Source organism: Flavobacterium tagetis, assembly GCF_016735615.1.
Classification (GTDB): Bacteria; Bacteroidota; Bacteroidia; order Flavobacteriales; family Flavobacteriaceae; genus Flavobacterium; species Flavobacterium tagetis.
Genome location: NZ_JAERSF010000003.1, coordinates 153492 through 171720, shown reverse-complemented (window position 1 = coordinate 171720; position 18229 = coordinate 153492). Strand labels below are relative to the sequence as shown.

Here is an 18229-nt window from a genome sequence, read left to right as displayed (position 1 = left end):
CTAGGAAATGCGTTAGGGCTATCACTAGCTCCAGCAACGTGAATGAGGGATTCGCTTATTATTAACTTATATTAAGTTTTCAGGATATAATCCTAGATTTATTTTGACAGCGCAAATATAAGTTTTTTCTTTAAAAAAGAAAGAAATAACCTACGTTTTTTATCGTTTTAATGCTTAATTATTTTCGAGTTATAAAATTATAAATTTCAATAGTTAATTTTTCAATCTCTTTACTCTTCGACAAAATTTCCCACGTAAAATTTTGCTCAAAAACTCTCTCGCTTAGATATCTCTTATTTATGATTGTCCCAAATACTTTATCTTTTTTAGTTTCATAAAATGATTTATTAAGAATGTAAGTTTTATCTATCCTACCTATTTCTTCTCTTAGAACATTTAAAAATTCGCCAATATATTTTTGCTTATAATCACCATACTTATGCTTCAACAATGCAGCTTCAATCTTTAATTGAATGTCTGCTTTATTATCACGTACTAAATTTTCATGACAAAAATTAATTAAAACTTTTTCCCAGATATCATTTGTAAGTAAATTTTCTATTTCTCTAAAATTCCAAATTATTTTGGGTAAAAAGTTTTCGTTTCTAGCATTTTCTAAAGATTGTAATCTCGCTTTTTTTGAAGAAGATTTTTTACCATTAATTTCATTATCTGAATCAGCTAAAAGAAAAATTCGATTACTTAAAGCTAATGCCTGTATATCATCAATAATATTTTTTTCATCTTTGTCTTCAACTTCTTTTTCAAAAATGTAATGGTCAATATTTGAACCTGCATATTCAAAAAATGCAAAATCAATATCTTCTTTTATGCTATAATATTTCTTATTCTCATTCTCGAATAAATACTTTTTATATGACCTTAAAAAAGCTTTTATATAATTTCTATCTGATATTCCTTCAACCCAGATACTACAATTTGCCATGAAAACTGAAGAGTTATTTACACCTAATTCTCTTAGCAATGAGTTATCTCCTGCATTTACATTTTTTATAGTAAATTGTTTATCATTTAATTCATTATTCTTTGGTGAAAACGAATAAATAGAAACATTATCTTTTTCTATTGTTAAATCTAAAAAATGATTTGAATGAGTAGTAATTATGTAAGTTAGATTTTTACTTCTTAAATTTTCATTTTTAGTAATTTGCTCTAAAAATAATCTTTGCATTCCTGGATGAAGATTTAACTCCGGCTCATCAATAAATATAAATGAATTAATTTCGGCCATGAAAATTTTATACATTAAAATTATTATTGCCTGTATGCCATCCCCCAGTTCATAAAGTTTTCTAGTTTCTTTTTCCCCTTCTATGTGAACACTAATAATTTCAGAATTATTATTCCCAATCAAGCTCTGATCTTTATCAAATTCAGCTACAATATCAATTTTCTTACCATCAAAAAAATTAATCCTTACGAACTCCTCAAAATCATCAAATTTACGTCTTATTTCACGTTTCGAATTTCTTGTATTTAAAATTTCTTTATATAGGTGAAGTCCTGTAAAAACATCAATATCAGTCTTATTTAAATGATAATAATTATTTAGAGTATCTAAATAAATATCGTTCTCAATTTTAGAATAATTCTTTGCCTCATAATTAAACAAAGAATGTGCTGTTCTCAATGTAGGAATATAATAACGTTTAATCTTCTCATAAATTTTAAAGAAAGACTCATCAATATCTTGAAATTCTTCAATAAATTGATTTTTTATATCGTATTTATTCAAATCTAAGAATTTCTTTTTATTGCCATTTTCTATGGATAAAAAATCTTGGAGCGAGTCTCCTTTTATCTCTTTCAAAATGTTTTTAGTTAATATATTAGCATTTTCAATATCTGGTTGACTTCCATCTAAATATCTTGTAGAGGAAGCTCTGAGTTTGAATGCTCGTATTCTTATATTTATTGTTTCATTTACTTTAATGACATTTTCATTATATCTGTCCACTAGAGCTTTACTATTATGAAAGTCTTTTATAGCTTCAAATTTTTCAAAAGTCATTAAATTTCGAATAAACCTACTTTTACCACTATTATTAGCACCAATTATAATATTTATAAAATTAAAATGTGGAAGTAAAATTATCGGCTTATCTTCTTCATTTAAAAAATAATCATTGAATTTATCACTTTGAGGAATAATTATATCGTAACCCTTTTTCATAATTATTAATTTTAAACTTCTTAATTTATCTTATTCTTTTCGTCAAAAATGAATAAAATTCTATTAAATGCTTTACGGCTTTCCATAATCAATATTAAATGGTCATTAGAAATATAAACAAAAAATCTGCCGAAGCAAGGTTTTATTCTTTACTCAAGACTAATTAAAGTTTCTTTTATACTCATTTGTGACAGTATATATTTCATAAGGTTAAAATTCGACGATGCATGATCCAAAATCCAGGCATCTGAAGTGACAGCAATCCAATTGCTTTCTGCAATGACTTTATCGGGATTATAAACCAATTCCACTTGCCAATCGTATTGATTTTCTATAGCTATTTCTTCTATCATCTTTTTCAATCTTCCGCTATTTGAAACAGGTTTATCAAAAAACCAATACATTGTTTTTATCTTTTCTTTTTTGTAAAAATCAGCAATCATTTCTATTGCCTGAGATGTTTGTTGTACTCTCTTGTAAGTTCCGTGTACACTTGACAAATCACGAATAAAACCATCTTGTCCTTTAAAAACATAAGCGTTTGACAAAATACTTTCTAATAAAATCAAAGCGTTAAAACCATCAATAGCAATTTCTTTTCCTTCTAAATCGGAACTTTGAATTTCTTTAGATTGCCGATCTTCAATCTGACTTTGAGAAGCGCTCATTCCACGAACTGCCTGTTGCTGTCGAGAATTTAAGCGATATCGGTTTCCAACTAAAGCTAATGTTGCTTTTTCGCCATAACCTCTGCTCAGAAAATAAGACAAATCTGTTACAGCTTCTTTTAGTTTCAACTGTATTTTCTCCGTTCCGAATAAGTCATCGTCACTTGCTTCTTTACCTCTATTTTTAAGATTTGTCATTGATAAAACTTTCTATTTCAATTGAGTCGTAAATATTCTAACTTATAGGATTATTTTTTAACCACCATTTAGCCTTTTCTATAACTTTTTGCTCAATATTGCTAATATTAACTCCTCTATACCAATAGTTAGGATCATATTTCATATCTAGCCAAATTTCACTAAGAACACCAAAATCAAGTTCCGTTTCAGGATGCGATTTTAGACCATCTCCATCACAGAATATTGAAGCATAGAATGAATTTGTTTCCACATCTTCTCCTTTTATAACTCTATTAAAATGATATCGAGCATAACATATTTCCGCTTCATCTCCTTCCTTTTCTTTTAAATTCAATTCTAAAAAAGTACGTTTTAAATAAGGCATAATCTCATCAGGATTAATAGGCTTATAAAAAGTAGCTAAGGTATAAAGAGCTTCATTCTCACATCCTAAATTGATTAATTGTATTGCCCAATCTTCAATTGAATCAAAATCAATAAAATCAATAAAATCAATAAAATCAAATCGTTGCATAAATTTAATCGACAATATATAATCTGTGAGTATCTTGAAATCTTCATTTTCTTGTTCCATAGCTATATTTTTCTGTAAATCTATATAAAAGTTTTAGAACTTAAATCCCAAAAAAGCTTTTAGAATTCCTAGTGGTTTCCTCCGCGACTTTAGCCAAAGTAATTCCTTTAAACTGTGCAATTGTTCCGGCAACATACGGCAGAAAAGCCGGTTCGCAACGGCGTTCATGGTATTTCTTCAAGAGACTGTTTGGTACATTTTTAGGAAGCATAAACGGCGCATCGGTTTCAATCAGCATTCGATCGAGCGGTACGTACTGAATGACTTCTTTTAAATGACTGAAACGTTTGGCATCTGAAATCGCTCCCGTAAAACCGAGATAAAATCCGTTATCGAGATAGATTTTGGCTTCTTGCAAGGTTCCCGTAAAACAATGCACAACAGCTTTTGGCAATTGCGGTAAATAGTCTTTGGTAATATTCATAAAAGAACTAAAAGCGCTTCTTTCATGCAAAAACAAAGGTTTCTGTACTTCGATCGCCAATTCTAATTGGGCTTTGTAACATTCTTCCTGTTTGTTTCTGGGCGAAAAGTCACGATCAAAATCGAGTCCGCATTCCCCAACCGAAACGACGTGTTTCAGTTCTAATAATTTCCTGAGTTTCGAAATACTCTGCGCATCAAAACTCTTCGCATCATGTGGATGTATTCCCGCCGTAGCGTACAACACGCCCGGATACTGCCTCGCAATCTTCGCAGATTCTTCACTATTTCGCACGCTGGTGCCCGTGAGTATCATTTGCGATACATCGGCGTCGAGCGCGTCTTGTACGACATCGTCTATGTCGTTTTGGAATTGTTTGTTGGTTAGGTTGATTCCTATGTCTATATATGTTTTCATTTTTTTTTGTTTTTTTGCCACTAAGGCACTAAGACACAAAGTTTTTTTTTATTCTTTGTGTTGGTTATTATTTTTTTTAAGTTGCTAAGGTTCTGAGATGCTAAGTTTTTTTTTTAATCTCGCAAAGGCGCAGAGTCGCTAAGTTTTTTTTGTAAAGTTTGTCATTTCGACCGAAGGGAGAAATCGCACTAGAAATTCCGCATAGAATGTCTCCAATCTTTGTCGAATCCCGCGTGTGATTTCTCGTTCCTCGAAATGACATAAAATGCGGAAAAACCTCTGCCCCTTTGTTACTCTGTCCCTTTGAACCTAAAAGAAGATTAATCTTCTTTACTCCCATCATCTGCCATTCTCACCAATTTCGGCGTAAACTTCGCTACAACATCCACTAACTCTTTCTGCGCTTCCATCACCTGATTGATATCTTTATACGCCATTGGGGCTTCGTCTAGACCTGCTCCGATAAGCGTAACGCCATGATCTTTCAGGATCGATTTCATTTCGGTTTGTGTGATGTTTTTTATGGCTTGGGTTCTGCTCATTTGTCTTCCTGCTCCATGCGAAGCCGAATTAATGGCGTTCTCCTCGCCTTTTCCTCTCACCAAAAATCCCGGTGCGGTCATACTTCCCGGAATGATTCCCATAACGCCTTTTCCGGCTGGGGTTGCTCCTTTTCTATGTACGATCACTTCTTCGCCGTTCCAGGTTTCTTTCCATGCGAAATTATGATGGTTTTCGACTTTGGCTAAAATCGTCGCACCCAAAGCACGTTCCATTTTGTTATGGATAATCTCGTGACAAGCCGAAGCGTAATCTCCCGCCAAATTCATCGCCATCCAGTATTCCTGACCCAATTGCGAATTCATATCCAAATATGCCAAGTTTTTGGCTACTTCTGGAAGTTTACATTCATCTTTGGCAATTTTAGTATAATGTCCGGCAATGGTTGCTCCCATTCCGCGTGAACCGGAATGCGTTAACAAAGCGACATATTTCCCTTTTGGGATATTCAAAACCGCATCGTCTTGTGCAAATTCCATGATTCCGAATTCGACAAAGTGATTTCCACCACCAGAAGATCCTAATTGCGACCAAGCTTTATCTTTCAAGTTCTTCACAAACGGATTCATATTAAACGTTTCATTCTCCAAAACCGCATGATCTGATTTGTACTGACCATGAAATCCGTGACCCGCTCCAAAAATCGAATTGGCAATTAATTCTCTTTTGAATTTTGCTTCGTTTTCAAAGTAAAAATCTTCTGGAATATCATAAACCGACAATGCCATTCTACACCCAATATCAACCCCAACACCATACGGAATAATGGCATTTTTTGTGGCTAAAACTCCACCAATCGGCAATCCGTAACCTTGGTGCGCGTCTGGCATTAAAGCGCCCGCAACTGTAACGGGAAGTTTCATGGCCACTTCCATTTGTTTTCTAGCTCCGTCTTCGATATGATCCAATCCGTAAGCCGAATACGCATTTGGAGTTTCATTTAAAGCAATGAAATCTTCTGGTTTTTCATTCGATTTTTCGATTAAAGCCACAGCCAATTTGCTGAAGATTTTATCGTCGATATAATTCTCTGGAGTTTCTAAGACGTTTTTGAAATTTGTGATCATTTCCTCTCTTGTAAATCCGTTTCTTTTGCTATTTATTTTTAAGGCAATTCCTATTATTTTTCCTTCTGGGAATCCTAATTCTAATATATCTGTACCGTTTATTTGTGTTTTCATTGTTTGTTTTATTTTAATAGTACAAAGGTTAAATGTTACTGCGCGGTTATTTTGCGCAGATTAATTTTCTTTTAGTTTCTCCTCAATTTTGTCATTTCGACGGAGGAGAAATCTCCGCAAGAAGCTCTACAAAGATTGGCTTCTCTTTGCGGAGTCACTTGTAGAGATTTCTCCCTTCGGTCGAAATGACAAACTTTGTGATTACTGTAACTTAAAGATTTTTTTTCGCTCCCGATAGCTATCGGGATTGCAGATTCAGCAGATAAAAAATCCTTTTAATCCTCATAATCTGTGGCAAAAAAAACTTCGCCCCTTCGCTCCCGATAGCTATCGGGATTGCGAGATTAAATTTATCAATCTTTGCAAAGACGCACAGCAGTGCGCCTCTACAAAAACCTTAGAACCTCAGAATCTTAGTCTCTTAGAACCTTTTAATCAATTAATAATTGCGTCACAACTGCCGGGTTCATCGCCCATTGCGCCGTATAAACCTCATCGGCAATTTCATTTTCGGTGATTGTTAAACCTTGGGCTTCCGCTTTAAGCTGTAACAAACTACCAATATTCAATTTGCTGTTTAGTTTTGACAACAACGCCTGAACGCCTTTGAAATCCAATCCGCCTACAACCTGACCTCCGAAAGTCATCTCTAACCAAACGATTTCTCTTTTGGCTATATCCAACACTCCAAAAACCAAACCTTTGGCCACATTCTGCGTCACACGAACTTGATGATCTACACACGACGGATCGTATGCTACACCTGTTTTCTCCGAAATTTTCATCGGGTGTTTGCTGTTCATCCAACCTACAACCAGATTTGGCGTAATACTTCCATTGCTGTACGCGTTGCAAGTAAAAGTTACAAATTTAGCTTTGGCTTTCGCCAATTCATCGATGTTGATGTTGATATATTCGGCTGTTCCAATTTTATCTGGAATGCTTCGGATATCGCCGCTATGCTGACAACCTGTAGTCGTTAATCGGCTGAAAGAGCAAATATCGGCTTTATCTTCATAAGCGATATGACAGCTCAAATCCATATCTAAATGTTGCGCTGGTAAATCTTTACCCCATTGCATAAACAATCGCACTTCGCTACCTTCAACCGAGAAACGTGTTCCCATTAAAGCAACTGGTAAATCCTGAACGGTTTCGCTTCGATCTCCTATAGAAACCGGAATGTTAAACAATTGCGGATCGATATAGATTGTTTTGTTGGTATTAGCAATTTTCGCAAATCGTTTTTTCATGGCTAAAAGACACAATTCTTCGATTTGATTTTTCATTACTTCCAACTGAAAATCTTCGTACAACTTCAATAAAGCGTTTGCTTCAATTCGTTTGTTTGTTCCACCCAAAGGTTTCACACTTCTCTGCATGTTTTTATCAAAATAATTTTGAGCATACATATTCAATGTAAACACCAATCGAGCCGGAACTTTATCGATGATTTCTTCAAAATGGGCAATTGTTTCATCCGCACCAAACCATAGCATATTCGAAAATAACGAACGAGCAAATAATCCTGGACGCTGTTTTAACAAAGCAAATGTTTTATCGGCATCAAATTTCAATCTTGACGAATCTACTTTGCTTTGCCAAACGTCGTACACTTGGTTGTAGAAAACATCCATTAAAAAATTCAATTTTTCGAACCCTTTTCTTTTGCTGTATTCTGCCAAACGCAACGCACGGATAAAACGAACCCACATTCCTCTTTTTGGATGCATCGTTTCGCACATGGCTTCAACGTCCATATCCATATTGTTCAACCAGTTTGCCACCATTAAACATTCTTTTCGGGAATATTTTAGTTTCAAATCTTTTTGAGATGCAATTCTTGCCTGAACGCTTGTATCTAAAACATTATGGAAATGCTGTGCATTTTTTGAAGTTCTTTTGATAATCGTTTTTGGCTCGATAATTTGAAGCATTCCTGTGTTTTTGTACCATAAGTATCGTAAGATATCGGTTGGTGTTTTCAAAAACTGAGAAGCCTCATTTTCTTTACCATTTTCAATCAAAAGATCGATCACTAGCATTAAAGTTTCCTTCATTGCTACTTCGGTTTTTGGTAAAGGCAAATAGTGCATCGCCATTTTTAAACTATCTACCTGAGTAGCGTCTAAAGCAGTTTTAGATTGTAATAACGATATATAGAAATCATTTAAATCTTTTTCTGTCCATAATTCCAACATTTTCAATTTGCTACCTTGTCCGATATTTTCCAGTTTACCAAATTCAAACGGAGTTCCGCAGAACGGACAACCGTTGTATCTTTCTAATGGGAAAGTATTATCTGGGATAATATGCCCACATTGTAAAGTTGTTCCGTTTTTAGTTTTAAAAACGTTTCCGAAATACGTGATGATATGATCTACAACAGATTCTCCTGTTGGAACATTCCATTCTTTCACCAATGGCGTCCAATTTTTATCTGTTCCTAAAACTTCTCTCAAAACTTCTAAAACCTCAATTTTATATTTTGGGTTTACGTTGTTTAAAGCGTGAAGCAATGATTCAGAAAATGTAAATCCAAGTTTTGAAACATTGGCTAACAAAACGGATGTTGTTCCTGATAAATTTTTAACGTCATTCGTAATCATTTCTGACGGAATGAAAATAGCATTTTGACGTAAACTGATTTTTAATAATTCTTTTGTTTTCATTTTTTTAATTTTTAAAATTTAGATAATTGCGTTTCTGAGTTCTACCTAAAAGATTTTGAAGTAAGAAACACTTGACCTGAAATTGGAGTGTAATGAATTAGCTGATTCAAAGTCGTAATTTGGTGGGGTAAACCCCGGAAGTAAGCTAATCTTGACCCTCGTTTTTTTATTAATGATGATTTTAAAACTATGTTCGGATTCGAACCGAAAAGTAGCCGTTGTCTGAAGTAAGTTTTAATTGTCCATTAATTGTGGAACAGGTGGGATTCGAACCCACGACCCGGACATTAAAAGTGTAAGAAGTAAATTTTGATTGACCTTTGATTGATAATTTCAAAACTACCTGCTCTACCACTGAGCTACTGCCCCAATTATGATTATAAAATAAAAAGGTAATGGTGTAAGTGGTACATTGGAAAGTGTTTTCGAAGTAACTCAAACTTGACCTGTTTTATTTTTTTCTATTTCTATGAACGTATGTTTTTTATTTCTGAACAAAGATTTTAAAACTAGTGCGCGGTTATTTTGCGTAGTAAAATTTTTGTTTCATTTTTTAGAAATACTATTTGTTTTTATTTCCTGAGCAAAGATTTCAAAACTACTACGCAATTATTTTGCGCAGTAAAAAAAGAATTTTAAATTTGAGTAAAAAACAAGATGAATTTAGAGAAAATATATTCTGATTTACTTTTGAATATTGGTTTTTCAGCAAATGAAATTCAGCAAAACTGGCTGGATTTAGAAAAGGCATATTCCAAAAAATCAAGACATTATCATAATCTCACGCATTTAAAAGAAATGATTGAGAGTTTTGAAATTTATAAAGACAAACTTCAAAACCCAGATGAAATATTATTTTCAATCTTTTATCATGATTTTGTGTATTCGGCTTCCAAAAAAGATAACGAACTCAAAAGTGCTGAATATGCTTTGTCAATTCTATCTGAAAATAGCACCCTAAATAAACAATTAGTTTTTGATGCAATCTGCGCAACACAGCAACATCAGCAAAATGCAATTGAAGACATTAACTGGTTAATCGATTTTGATTTAAAAATCCTTGCTAAAGACTGGGAAAATTATAAAATCTATTTCGAACAAATTCGAAAAGAATACCGCATTTATCCTGATTTTCTCTACAAACCCGGACGCGCGAAAGCATTGAAGCATTTTCTGGAGAATGCGTTTATTTTTCAGACTGATGCGTTTAGGAGTTTGTATGAGGAAAAAGCTCGGGTTAATATTGAAAAAGAAATAAAGTTATTAAGCTAAAGAATTGAATCTCGCAAAGTCGCTAAGACGCAAAGTTTTTTGTTTCACGCAGATTTTACAGATTTGAGCAGATCTAAAAAGATTTTATTTTTAAAATAATCTGCTGAATCTGCCTAAATCATTTTTAATCTGCGTGAAACAAATCTTAATAATCATTGAATTAAAAAACTTTGCGTCTTAGCGACTTTGCGAGCAAAAACACACAAAGCAATGTCACAAAACAAAAACGCCTTAATTCGGTACAAAACAATCGATAAATGCCTTCAAAATAAATACAGACAATGGACACTCGAAGATTTAATCGAAGAATGTTCTGAAGCTCTATTTGAATACGAAGGACGTCAAAACCCAATCAGCAAACGAACCATTCAAATGGATATTCAGCTGATGCGAAGTGAAAAATTGGGTTATAATGCGCCAATCGTGGTTTACGATAAAAAGTATTATAAATATGAAGACGAAGATTTTTCGATAACCGATATTCCGTTGACGGAAACCGATATGAATGTTTTGACGGAAACCGTTTCGATGCTGAAACAATTTAAAGATTTCTCACTATTTAATGATGTATCGGATATTTTACAGCGGTTAGAAGATAAAATCTACGCCGAAAAGTCGCATACCAAACCTGTTATTTATCTCGATAAAAATGAGAAACTAAAAGGACTGTATTATTTGGATGAAATCTATCAGGCGATAATTAAGAAAATGGTTCTCATTATTACTTATAAATCTTTTAAATCTACCGAAGAAACGAAATTCCATTTTCATCCTTTTATCTTGAAAGAATTTAATAATCGGTGGTTTTTAATCGGAAAGAAAAAAACTTCTCAACCAATTACCAATTTGGCTTTAGACAGAATCATTTCTATTGATTACGATTTTAATCATCCTTATTTAGAAGAAGATTTTGATGCCGACATTTATTATAAAGATGTAATTGGCGTTACAGTAAATTCAGGATTAAATGCAAGACGTATTGAATTATGGGTTGATGCTTCGAATGCGCCTTATGTGCTTACAAAACCTTTGCATACTTCTCAGCGATTAATCAAAGAAAATGAAGACGGCAGTATTATTATACATATATATGTAATACCAAATTATGAAATGGAACGACTTCTGTTAGGTTTTGGAAGCTGTTTGGAGATTTTAAAGCCAGAAGGTCTGAGAAATCGTATGAAAAAGATGCTTCAAGACGCTATTACACGCTACGATTCAGAAAAACCAACTGAAATAAATGCATAATTTTTTACAGAATACAGAATTAAATGCGTTTTAAAAACTAAAAAAGGATTTTTACAGCATTAAAAATGTTAAAATCTAAAAAAAGAATAGTATATTACACTTAAAATAAACAACCAAAACCCTCTAAATCAGGGATATTTTATAACTAACCAAAAAATTATTAAAAAATTATATGCATGCATAGTATTTTTTAATTATATTTGAAATCGATATAGTTACCTATGAAAGACAAAACGATAGATTATATTTTGAGAGCAACATGGCAGGCTGTTTCAAGAATGTATAATGAAGAGGCTGCTAAATATGATGCAACAATGGCAACAGGATTTGCTCTTTTAAGTATGGACAAGGAAGAAGGAACTCCATCAACGGCTCTTGGCCCAAGAATGGGAATGGAAGCCACCAGCTTAACAAGAACCTTAAAATCTATGGAAGAAAAAGGTTTAATTGTTCGCAAGAAAAACCCAAGCGACGGGCGAGGCGTTTTAATCTACCTAACCGATTTTGGAAAAGAAAAAAGAGATTTATCTAAAAATACAGTTCTAAAGTTTAATGAAACCGTTAGAAAACATGTTTCGGAAGAAAAGCTGAATCATTTTATCGAGGTTTCTGAAATTATCAATGAACTGATTCACGATAAAAACATATTTAATCAAACAGAAAACACAGAAAATAAATAGTTTTTAAAAAGCATTTATTTTCTCCTACAAACAAATAATAACAAGTATGAAACGCACAATTAAAAAAGTTGCTGTAATTGGATCCGGAATTATGGGTTCAGGTATAGCTTGTCATTTTGCTAACATTGGTGTCGAAGTTTTACTTCTGGACATTGTACCGCGTGAACTGACCGAAGCTGAAGCTAAAAAAGGATTAACACTTGAAAGTAAAGCCGTTCGCAACCGTGTGGTAAACGAACATTTGGCGAATTCATTAAAATCGAAACCATCTCCTATTTACAGTCAGAAATTCGCAAATAGAATTACGACTGGAAATACAACAGATGATATGGCAAAAATTGCTAATGTTGACTGGATTATCGAGGTTGTTGTAGAGCGTTTAGACATTAAGAAATTAGTTTTTGAACAAATCGAGAAATTCCGTAAACCGGGAACTTTAGTTACTTCAAACACTTCTGGTATTCCAATTCACTTTATGAGTGAAGGAAGAAGCGAAGATTTCCAACAACACTTCTGCGGTACTCACTTTTTTAACCCTGCGCGTTACTTAAAATTATTTGAAATTATTCCTGGTCCAAAAACTTCTACTGAAGTATTGGATTTCTTAAACGAATACGGATCAAAATTCTTAGGAAAAACTTCGGTTGTTGCAAAAGATACTCCGGCGTTTATTGGAAACAGAATTGGTATTTACGGAATCCAAAGTTTATTCCACTTGGTAAAAGAAATGGGATTAACAATTGAAGAAGTTGATAAATTGACTGGTCCTGTAATTGGTCGTCCAAAATCGGCTACTTTCCGTACCGTTGACGTTGTTGGTTTGGATACTTTGGTACACGTTGCCAATGGTATTTACGAAAACTGCCCGAACGACGAACAACATGAATTGTTCAAACTTCCTGATTTCATCAACAAAATGATGGAAAATAACTGGTTAGGGAGCAAAACTGGACAAGGTTTCTACAAAAAAGTAGATAAAGATATTCTTTCTTTAGACTTAGATACATTAGAATACCGCGCTGCGAAAAAAGCAAATTTTGCAACTTTAGAATTAACTAAAACTATCGATAAACCTATCAATCGTTTCAAAGTTTTAGTAAAAGGTACTGATAAAGCGGGAGAATTCTACCGTAAGAGTTTCGCTGGAATGTTTGCTTACGTGTCAAACAGAGTTCCTGAAATCTCAGACGAATTATACAAAATTGATGATGCCATGAAAGCTGGTTTTGGATGGGAAAATGGTCCATTCGAAATCTGGGATGCTATTGGTGTTGCCAAAGGAATTGAAATCATGAAAGCAGAAGGTTTAGCGCCTGCTGCATGGGTTACTGAAATGTTGGCTTCTGGAAGCGATAGTTTCTATACTGTAAAAGAAGGAGCTACTTATTTCTATAATATTCCAACAAAATCCCAAGTAAAAGTTCCTGGACAAGATTCATTTATTATTCTGAACAACATTCGCGAAAGCAAAAAAGTTTGGAGCAACAGTGGTGCAATCATACAGGATTTAGGAGACGGAATCTTAAATTTAGAATTCCAATCTAAAATGAATACAATTGGTGGTGATGTTCTTCAAGCGATCAATAAAGCAATCGACTTATCTGAAAAAGAATATCAAGGTCTTGTTATTGGAAACCAAGCAGCGAATTTCTCTGTTGGAGCTAATATCGGAATGATTTTCATGATGGCGGTTGAGCAGGAATACGACGAATTGAACATGGCGATTAAATTGTTCCAAGACACCATGATGCGAGTTCGTTATTCTTCTATTCCAGTTGTAGTTGCGCCTCACGGAATGACTTTTGGTGGTGGATGCGAAATGAGCTTACACGCTGATAAAGTGGTTGCTGCCGCAGAAACGTATATGGGATTAGTTGAATTTGGTGTTGGAGTTATCCCTGGCGGTGGTGGTTCTAAAGAAATGACTTTAAGAGCTTCTGATTTATTCCGCAAAAATGATGTGGAATTGAACGTTCTTCAAGAGTATTTCTTGACAATCGCTATGGCTAAAGTTTCGACTTCTGGTTATGAAGCTTTTGATACTGGACTTTTACAGCACGGAAAAGACGTTATTGTCGTAAACAAAGATCGTCAGATTGCAGAAGCTAAAAAACATGCTTTATTATTAGCGGAAGCTGGATATACACAGCCAATCAGAAGAAATGATATTAAAGTTCTAGGAAAACAAGCTTTGGGTATGTTCTTAGTTGGAACAGATCAAATGCAAGCTGGAAAATACATTTCTGAGCACGACAAGAAAATCGCTAACAAACTGGCTTATGTAATGGCTGGTGGTGATTTATCTGAGGCAACTTTAGTATCTGAACAATACTTATTAGATATCGAACGTGAAGCTTTCTTGAGTTTATGTACAGAAAGAAAAACGCTGGAGCGTATTCAATATATGTTAACTAAAGGAAAACCACTTAGAAATTAGAAAATAGAACAAAGAGAATAGAATATAGATTTAAGACTTCGAAAAGTCTATTTTCTATACTCTATCTTCTATACTCTTAAAAAATAAAACAAATGAAAACAGCATATATAGTAAAAGCATATAGAACAGCAGTTGGAAAAGCTCCAAAAGGTGTTTTTAGATTTAAAAGACCTGATGAATTAGCTGCAGAAACCATTCAGTTTATGATGGACGAACTGCCTGATTTTGACAAAAAACGTATCGACGACGTGATGGTAGGAAATGCCATGCCGGAAGCGGAACAAGGTTTAAACGTTGGACGTTTAATCTCTTTGATGGGATTAAAAGTGGAAGACGTTCCTGGAGTTACAGTAAACCGTTATTGTGCTTCTGGATTAGAAACTATCGGAATGGCGACTGCTAAAATCCAATCAGGAATGGCAGATTGTATCATCGCTGGTGGTGCAGAAAGTATGAGTTATATTCCGATGGGAGGTTACAAACCAACTCCGGATTATAAAGTTGCTGCTGCAGGTCACGAAGATTATTATTGGGGAATGGGTTTAACTGCTGAAGCGGTGGCTAACCAATATAAAATATCTAGAGAAGACCAAGATGAATTTGCTTACAACTCGCACATGAAAGCGTTAAAAGCGCAGGCAGAAGGAAAATTCGATAAACAAATCGTTCCAATTACTGTTGAACAGACTTTCATTAATGAAAATGGTAAAAAAGAAACAAAATCATACGTTGTAAATAAAGACGAAGGACCAAGAGCGGGAACTTCTAAAGAAGCTTTAGCAGGTTTAAAACCAGTTTTTGCTGCTGACGGAAGTGTAACTGCGGGTAACTCTTCTCAAATGAGCGACGGTGCTGCATTCGTTTTAATTATGAGCGAAGAAATGGTAAAAGAATTAAACCTTGAGCCAATTGCACGTTTGGTAAACTTTGCTTCTTCTGGTGTTGAGCCAAGAATTATGGGTATTGGTCCTGTAAAAGCAATTCCGAAAGCGTTGAAACAAGCGGGATTAACATTAAACGATATTGAGTTAATTGAATTAAACGAGGCTTTTGCTTCACAAGCTTTAGCAGTAACTCGTGAATTAAACATTAATCCAGAAATCGTAAACGTAAACGGTGGAGCAATTGCTTTAGGTCACCCTCTGGGATGTACAGGAGCTAAACTTTCTGTTCAGTTATTCGACGAAATGAAACGCAGAGGTAACAAATACGGAATCGTTTCGATGTGTGTGGGGACTGGACAAGGAAGCGCTGGGATTTACGAGGTTATTTAAAAAGAGAATAGAATATAGAACAAAGAGAATAGATGTTTTTCTTTGAGAATAAAGAGATAAAATTTTTTAAATGATAAAATGTTTAAAAATGAAACAAAAAAATAGTACTAATCCTACTTTTTTGTTTTAATTTCTTAAATTGACTCAAAAAAAACATGAGACACAATTATAAGAACTTAAAAATTTGGATGATCGGAATTGCGATTGCTAATGAAATTTCAGATATATTAATAGAATTTCCAAAACACGAACGATACGATTTGAGTTCTCAAATAAGCAGATGTTCGGTTTCGATGCCTAGTAATATTGCTGAAGGATCTTCCAGAACTGATAAGTCTTTTAGTCACTTTTTAGACATTTCTCTTGGTTCTTCATTTGAACTAGTTACACAATTATTGATTGCTAAACATAGAAAATATATAAACGAGATACAATTTAACCAATTAGAAATTAAAATAGAAGAATTCCAAAGGATGACAATGGGTTTTCAAAACGGACTAAAGTAAAAGTCTATTTTCTGTACTCTATATTCTATTTTCTTTCATAAAAAACAAAAACAAAATGGCAGATACAATCGAAAAAAACGTGACTCGTGGTGGTCAGTTTTTAGTTAAAGAAACAAAATGCGAAGATATCTTCACACCAGAAGATTTCTCGGAAGAGCAGTTAATGATGCGTGACTCTGTAAAAGAGTTCGTTGACAAAGAATTATGGGCGCACAAAGATCGTTTTGAGAAAAAAGATTACGCTTATACAGAATCATCTATGCGTAAAGCTGGTGAACTTGGACTTCTTGGAGTTGCGGTTCCAGAAGAGTACGGCGGATTAGGAATGGGATTTGTTTCTACAATGTTAGTTTGTGACTACATTTCTGGAGCAACAGGTTCTTTCTCAACTGCATTTGGGGCGCATACAGGAATTGGAACTATGCCAATTACCCTTTATGGTACTGAAGAACAAAAGAAAAAATACGTTCCAAAATTGGCTACTGGAGAATGGTTTGGTGCTTATTGCTTAACTGAGCCAGGCGCAGGATCTGATGCTAACTCAGGAAAAACTAAAGCAGTTTTATCTGAAGATGGAAAATACTACTCTATCACAGGACAAAAAATGTGGATTTCGAATGCAGGTTTCTGCAGCGTTTTCATCGTTTTTGCTCGTATTGGAGATGATAAAAATATTACAGGTTTCATCGTAGAAAACGATCCTTCAAACGGAATTTCTATGAATGAAGAAGAGCATAAATTAGGAATTCGTGCTTCTTCTACTCGTCAGGTTTTCTTCAACGAAACAAAAGTTCCGGTTGAAAACATGCTGTCTGAAAGAGGAAACGGTTTCAAAATTGCAATGAATGCTTTGAATGTTGGTCGTATTAAACTAGCTGCAGCTTGTTTAGATGCTCAAAGAAGAGTTACTTCTGGAGCTGTAAAATATGCTAACGAAAGAATTCAGTTCAACACTTCTATTTCATCTTTTGGAGCAATCCGTTCTAAATTAGCTGAAATGGCGACTAACGCTTATGCTGGAGAAAGCGCTTCTTACCGTGCTGCAAAAGATATCGAAGACAGAATTGCAGCTCGTGAAGCAGAAGGAACTTCTCATCAAGAAGCAGAATTAAAAGGTGTTGAAGAATATGCTATCGAGTGTTCTATCTTGAAAGTAGCGGTTTCTGAAGACGTTCAATCTTGTTCTGATGAAGGAATTCAGATTTTTGGTGGAATGGGATTCTCTGAAGATACTCCAATGGAGAGTGCTTGGAGAGATGCTCGTATCGCTCGTATCTACGAAGGAACAAACGAAATCAACAGAATGCTTTCTGTTGGTATGTTGATCAAAAAAGCAATGAAAGGACACGTTGATTTACTTGGACCAGCAATGAAAGTTCAAGAAGAATTAATGGGAATTCCATCTTTTGATACTCCAGATTTCTCTGAATTATTCTCTGAAGAAAAAGGAATTATTGCTAACCTTAAGAAAGTTTTCTTAATGGTTGCTGGTAGCGCCGTTCAAAAATATGGTCCTGAATTAGATGCTCACCAACAATTATTAATGGCTGCTTCTGATATCTTGATCGAAATCTACATGGCTGAAAGTACAATTTTGAGAACTGAAAAATTAGCAAAAGCTCAAGGAGAAGATAAAGTTCAAGAGCAAATCGCTATGGCAAAATTATACTTATACAAAGCTGTAGATATCGTAAACTTAAGAGGAAAAGAAGGAATTGCTTCTTTTGCTGAAGGTGACGAGCAACGTATGATGTTAATGGGATTAAAACGTTTCACAAAATATACAAACTTGCCAAACGTTGTCGCATTGAGAGAAAAAATCGCAGCAAAATTAGTAGCAGAAGATACTTACTGCTTCTAATATCACAATAGTTTTTAGCTTTTAATTTGTTTAAGCCCGCGCAAGTCCGAAACTGCGCG

At 34.3% G+C, this 18229-nt stretch carries 13 protein-coding genes and 1 tRNA gene; 7 read left to right on the top strand and 7 right to left on the bottom strand.

Features of this window, described 5'->3' with window-relative positions:
* Window positions 1-178 precede the first annotated feature (178 nt).
* From JI750_RS14885 to JI750_RS14855, 7 genes are all read right to left on the bottom strand, one after another.
* Window positions 179-2194: an AAA family ATPase gene (locus JI750_RS14885; RefSeq protein ID WP_202003529.1), complete on the bottom strand. Its 2016-nt coding sequence runs from the start codon at window positions 2192-2194 to the stop codon at window positions 179-181.
* A gap of 149 nt (window positions 2195-2343) precedes the next feature.
* Entirely contained in the window at window positions 2344-3060 is a 717-nt protein-coding gene (locus tag JI750_RS14880) for a DUF434 domain-containing protein (protein WP_202003526.1), read from the bottom strand.
* A 37-nt stretch (window positions 3061-3097) separates the two neighbouring features.
* A complete protein-coding gene (locus JI750_RS14875; RefSeq protein WP_202003523.1) occupies window positions 3098-3637 on the bottom strand; it encodes a hypothetical protein in 540 nt (179 codons plus the stop codon).
* Between the two features lie 40 nt (window positions 3638-3677).
* Window positions 3678-4478, bottom strand: coding sequence for a TatD family hydrolase (locus JI750_RS14870; protein ID WP_202003520.1), 801 nt, complete (start codon window positions 4476-4478; stop codon window positions 3678-3680).
* A gap of 320 nt (window positions 4479-4798) precedes the next feature.
* Window positions 4799-6220: an RtcB family protein gene (locus JI750_RS14865; protein WP_202003517.1), complete on the bottom strand. Its 1422-nt coding sequence runs from the start codon at window positions 6218-6220 to the stop codon at window positions 4799-4801.
* Window positions 6221-6651: 431 nt separating this feature from the next.
* The gene (locus JI750_RS14860; RefSeq protein ID WP_202003514.1) at window positions 6652-8892 is read right to left on the bottom strand and encodes a hypothetical protein; all 2241 of its coding nucleotides are present in this window, start codon (window positions 8890-8892) and stop codon (window positions 6652-6654) included.
* 252 nt (window positions 8893-9144) lie between these two features.
* Window positions 9145-9261 (bottom strand) — tRNA-OTHER (locus tag JI750_RS14855).
* A gap of 288 nt (window positions 9262-9549) precedes the next feature.
* Between JI750_RS14855 and JI750_RS14850 the strand changes: the two genes are divergently transcribed.
* The 7 genes from JI750_RS14850 (at window position 9550) to JI750_RS14820 (ending at window position 18170) form a co-directional block, all read left to right on the top strand.
* Window positions 9550-10164 (top strand): HD domain-containing protein, encoded by a 615-nt coding sequence (locus JI750_RS14850; RefSeq protein WP_202003510.1) that lies wholly within the window; start codon window positions 9550-9552, stop codon window positions 10162-10164.
* Window positions 10165-10374: 210 nt separating this feature from the next.
* Window positions 10375-11412 carry a helix-turn-helix transcriptional regulator gene (locus tag JI750_RS14845; RefSeq protein WP_202003507.1) on the top strand — a complete coding sequence of 346 codons (1038 nt, stop codon included), beginning with the start codon at window positions 10375-10377 and terminating at the stop codon, window positions 11410-11412.
* A 221-nt stretch (window positions 11413-11633) separates the two neighbouring features.
* Entirely contained in the window at window positions 11634-12092 is a 459-nt protein-coding gene (locus JI750_RS14840) for a MarR family winged helix-turn-helix transcriptional regulator (protein ID WP_202003504.1), read from the top strand.
* A gap of 46 nt (window positions 12093-12138) precedes the next feature.
* Complete coding sequence (locus tag JI750_RS14835; protein ID WP_202003488.1) at window positions 12139-14529, top strand: 3-hydroxyacyl-CoA dehydrogenase/enoyl-CoA hydratase family protein; 2391 nt, start codon at window positions 12139-12141, stop codon at window positions 14527-14529.
* A 92-nt stretch (window positions 14530-14621) separates the two neighbouring features.
* A complete protein-coding gene (locus JI750_RS14830) occupies window positions 14622-15803 on the top strand; it encodes a thiolase family protein (protein WP_202003443.1) in 1182 nt (393 codons plus the stop codon).
* Window positions 15804-15958: 155 nt separating this feature from the next.
* Window positions 15959-16309: a four helix bundle protein gene (locus tag JI750_RS14825; RefSeq protein WP_202003440.1), complete on the top strand. Its 351-nt coding sequence runs from the start codon at window positions 15959-15961 to the stop codon at window positions 16307-16309.
* 55 nt (window positions 16310-16364) lie between these two features.
* Window positions 16365-18170, top strand: coding sequence for an acyl-CoA dehydrogenase FadE (locus tag JI750_RS14820; RefSeq protein WP_202003439.1), 1806 nt, complete (start codon window positions 16365-16367; stop codon window positions 18168-18170).
* Window positions 18171-18229: the final 59 nt, after the last annotated feature.